The organism is Streptomyces nanshensis (genome assembly GCF_001751255.1).
Classification (GTDB): Bacteria; Actinomycetota; Actinomycetes; order Streptomycetales; family Streptomycetaceae; genus Streptomyces; species Streptomyces nanshensis_A.
The window spans coordinates 1-4,194 of the sequence record NZ_LJGW01000192.1 but is presented as its reverse complement, the minus strand read 5'-3'; the positions used below and the strand labels follow the sequence as shown (position 1 = coordinate 4,194).

Annotated in this window: 3 protein-coding genes; all 3 read left to right on the top strand. The window is 71.9% G+C overall.

Going from position 1 to position 4,194, the window contains the following annotated elements; genetic code table 11:
- Positions 1–867 (top strand): carbohydrate ABC transporter permease (locus AN218_RS11585; RefSeq protein WP_244900405.1); only part of this gene is annotated, 867 nt, incomplete at its 5' end.
- Positions 868–955: 88 nt separating this feature from the next.
- Positions 956–2,446, top strand: coding sequence for an L-fucose/L-arabinose isomerase family protein (locus tag AN218_RS11580; protein WP_079132061.1), 1,491 nt, complete (start codon positions 956–958; stop codon positions 2,444–2,446).
- Positions 2,443–3,942, top strand: coding sequence for an FGGY-family carbohydrate kinase (locus tag AN218_RS11575; protein ID WP_070016772.1), 1,500 nt, complete (start codon positions 2,443–2,445; stop codon positions 3,940–3,942). The genes AN218_RS11580 and AN218_RS11575 overlap by 4 nt, the downstream gene beginning before the upstream one ends.
- Positions 3,943–4,194 lie beyond the last annotated feature (252 nt).

Here is a 4,194-nt window from a genome sequence, read left to right as displayed (position 1 = left end):
CCGGGTTCGCCGGGTGCGCCGGGCGCCGCGCGCGCGACGGCGTCCGGCGGCATGCCCGGTGCCCGGCGTGCCCGCATCGGACTCACGGTGCTCTCCGCCGTGCTGGCCGCCGGCGCCTTCTTCCCCGTCCTGTGGATGATCTCGGCGTCGCTGAAGCCGCGCGACGACGTCAACGACGGCCGGCTGATCCCCCGCGAGGTCACCTTCGGCAACTTCGCGTACGTCTTCACCGAAGTGCCCTTCGCGCGCTATTTGTTCAACAGCTTCCTCGTCTCGGCCGTCGTCACCGTCGTGGCGCTCTTCCTGCACTCCATGGCGGCGTACGCGCTGGCGCGGCTGCGCTTCCCGGGACGCGAGGGGATCTTCACGGTGATCTTCTCGACGCTGCTGATCACGGCGCCGGTGGTGCTGATCCCGCTGTTCGTCGTCGTACGGCAGCTCGGGATGCTCGACACCTACGCCGGGCTGATCGTCCCGGCGGTCTTCAACGCGTTCGGGATCTTCCTGCTGCGGCAGTTCTATGTGCAGATACCGCGCGAACTGGAGGAGGCGGCGATCGTCGACGGCTGCGGCCACTGGCGCGTCTACCGCTCGGTGGTGCTGCCGCTCTCCCGTCCCATCCTCTCGGCGCTGGCGATCTTCTTCTTCCTCGCCAACTGGAACGCCTTCCTGTGGCCGCTGGTCGCCACCAACAACCCGGATCTGACGGTCGTCCAGCTCGCGATCACCTCGTTCCAGTCGCAGTACACCTCCGCCTGGAACTACATCCTCGCCGCGGCGGTCGTCGCCGCCGCGCCCATGCTCGTCCTCTTCTTCGGCTTCCAGCGGCAGATCGTCGAGTCCGTCAAGACGTCCGGTCTGAAGTGAGGTGCGGAACGAGGTGAGTTACCGCCCGAAGCGACGTACGGCCTGACGCAGCGCACGCCCGTCCGCACGACAACCTGGAGGAAAATCCATGGCACGAATCGGTCTGCTCCCCGTCTCCGACGGCCGCGACTACGTCCAGCGCGACGTCCACGACCACGTCGCGCGGTCCGCGGACCAACTCGCGGGCGTGCTGCGGGAGTCGGGGCACGAGGTCGTCGTCTCCCCGGAGCAGGTCACCAGCAACACCCTCGCCACGTCGCAGGCGCGCTGGGTCGCCGACCGGCATCCCGACATCACGATCCTCCACCACTCCGTGTGGACGTTCCCGCACTTCACCGCGCTGGCCGCGGAGGCGACCCCGGGCCCGCTGCTGCTCGTCGCCAACATCGATCCCCAATTCCCGGGCATGGTCGGCATGCTGGCCGGCGGCGGCGCCCTCGACCAGCTCGGCCGCACGCACGCCCGCGCCTGGGGCGACCTGGAGGAGCCGGCCGTGCGCGAGCGGATCCTCACACAGGTGCGCGCGGCCTCGGCCGTGACCGGGCTGCGCGGCTCGACCTTCGGCCGGATCGGCGGGCGCCCGATGGGGATGTACACCGCGACCGCCAACACCGACCAGTGGATGCGGACCTTCGGCGTGGACGTCGAGGAGATCGACCAGTGGGAGGTCGTACGCCGCAGCGAGCACGCCGAGCAGGCACGCGTCACCGCCGCCCGCGAGTGGCTGGAGCGGCACGCCGCCGCCGTCCACTACGACGGCGACCGGCTCACACCGCAGCTCCTGGAGCGGCAGATCCGCACCTACTACGCCATGCGCGAGCTGATCGACGAGTGGAGTCTGGACTTCTCCGGCATCAAGGGCCAGCCCGAACTGACCGCGAACTTCTGCACGATGGACATCGCCGAGGCGTTCCTCAACGACCCGTACGACTGGGAGGGCCCCAAGGACACCCATGTCACCTCCACCGAGGCGGACATGGATGCGGCGCTGACCATGCAGATCCTCAAGCTGCTCACCGGCGACCCGGTGCTCTTCGCCGACGTACGCCACTACCACGCCGACAAGGACGTCTGGGATCTGTGCAACTCGGGCCAGCACGCCACCTGGTACGCGGCGCGCTCCGCCGACCCCGCCGAGAATCTGCGCCACGTCACCCTGCACCCGGAGGTCTTCTACTTCCCGGCCGGCGGCGCATCCGTCCAACACCTCGCCGCGCCGGGCGAGATGACGTTCGCGCGGCTGACGCGGCAGGACGGCGCCTACCGGATGCACGTCGTACGGGGCGGCTTCGAGACGTACGACGAGAAGACCAACGAGCAGATGATGCGGGCCTCCACCTGGGAGTGGCCGCACGCCTTCGCGTCGCTGGGCTGTGCGGCGGAGGAGTTCCTCACGAAGTTCGGCGCCAACCACATCCACGCCGTGCCCGGCGACCACGTGGCCGAACTGCGCGCGGTCTGCGAGCAGTTGGGCATCCGCTACGACGGGTTCGGGGACGCCGCCGGGTACGGCACGGGCGCCGGTGCGGCCTCCGGCGGAGGGTTCGGCGGCCCGGGCGCGGGAAGGCAGGTGCGATGACGCTCCTGCTCGGCATCGACATCGGCACCTCCAGCTCCAAGGGCGTACTCACCCGCTCCGACGGGCGGTTGGTGGCGCAGGCCGTACGCGAGCACCGCACCTCCAGCCCGCGTCCCGGACGGGTCGAGCACGACGCGGAGGGCGTGTGGTGGCGGGACTTCACCGAGCTGGCCGCCGGACTCCTCGCCCAACTCCCCCCGGGCGAGGGCGAGCGCCTCGCGGGCGTCGGCGTCAGCGGCATCGGGCCGTGCCTGCTGCCCGCCGGCGAGGACGACGAGCCGCTGCGGCCCGCCATCCTCTACGGCGTCGACACCCGCGCGGGCGACCAGGTCGCCGAACTCACCGCCCGCTACGGCCAGGACGAGATCATGCGGCGCTGCGGCTCCGCCCTCACCAGTCAGGCACTCGGCCCCAAGTTCGCGTGGGTGCGGCAGCGCGAGCCGGAGGTCTACCGGCGCATGCGCCGCTGGTACATGGCCAGTTCGTATCTGGTGCGCCGGCTGACCGGCGCGTACGTCCTCGACCACCACTCCGCCAGCCAGTGCGATCCGCTGCACGATCTGCGCGGCGGCGGCTGGATCGGCCCGTGGTGCGAGGAGGTGGCTCCCGGCCTGGAGTGGCCTCAACTCGTCGCGCCCGCCCAGGTGGTGGGCGAGGTGACCGCCGGGGCGTCGGAGGCGACGGGCATTCCCGCGGGCACGCCCGTCGTCGCGGGCACGATCGACGCCTGGGCGGAGTCGGCCGCCGTCGGCGCGACGTCGCCGGGCGATGTGATGCTGATGTACGGGACGACGATGTTCCTCGTCGACGTCGTCGGGGAGCCGGTGCCGGACGTGCGCCTGTGGTCCACCGCGGGCGCGTACGAGGACACGTACTGCCTCGCGGCGGGCATGGCCACCTCCGGCGCGATCACCGCATGGCTGCGCGATCTGACCGGCGCCGGATACGGCACGCTGACCGAGGAGGCCGCGGCCCTTCCGCCGGGCGCCGAGGGCCTGTTGATGCTGCCGTACTTCGCGGGGGAGCGCACACCCGTCTTCGACCCGGACGCGCGCGGCGTCGTCGCCGGGCTGACGCTGCGGCACGGGCGCGGACATCTCTACCGGGCGGCGCTGGAGGCCACGGCCTTCGGCGTACGGCACAATCTGGCGGCCATGCGGGAGGCGGGCGGCGATCTGCGGCGGCTGGTGGCCGTGGGCGGCGGCGCACGCGACCTGTGGACGCAGATCGTCACGGACGTCACGGGCCTGGAGCAGTCGGTGCCCCGGCACACCATCGGGGCCGCGTACGGCGACGCCTTTCTGGCGGCGGTCGGCACGGGCGTGGCGGCACGCGAGGACATCCACGCCTGGAACCCCGTCGAGACCACCGTCGTCCCGGACCCCCAACGCGGCCGCATCTACGACGAGTTGTACGGGCACTACCTCGCGCTCTATCCGGCGACCCGGGAGACGGCGCACACGCTGGCGGCGCGGCAGCACGCCGACAGCGGCTGAGCTGCCGCANGGCCCCCCCCTCGGGTACTGCCGCCGTATCCGTACTACCGCAGTAGGGGCGGGAGTTGGCTCCCCGGAGTGACGCGCGGCACGGCCGCCGGACCCTAGCGTCAGTGCCATGACCGTGCCGCACAGTGCCCTGCCGTCCCGTCCGTACCCGCCGCCGTGGCGGCACGTCCTGGCGGCGCTGACGCTGCTGCCCCGCGGGCTGTGCGCGCTCGCCGCGGCGGGTGCCGGACGGGGCGCTGCCGC

Coding starts and splice junctions, on each gene's coding strand:
- AN218_RS11575 (WP_070016772.1), top strand. CDS start 2,443: ATGACGCTCCTGCTCGGCATCGACATCGGCACCTCCAGCTCCAAGGGC.
- AN218_RS11580 (WP_079132061.1), top strand. CDS start 956: ATGGCACGAATCGGTCTGCTCCCCGTCTCCGACGGCCGCGACTACGTC.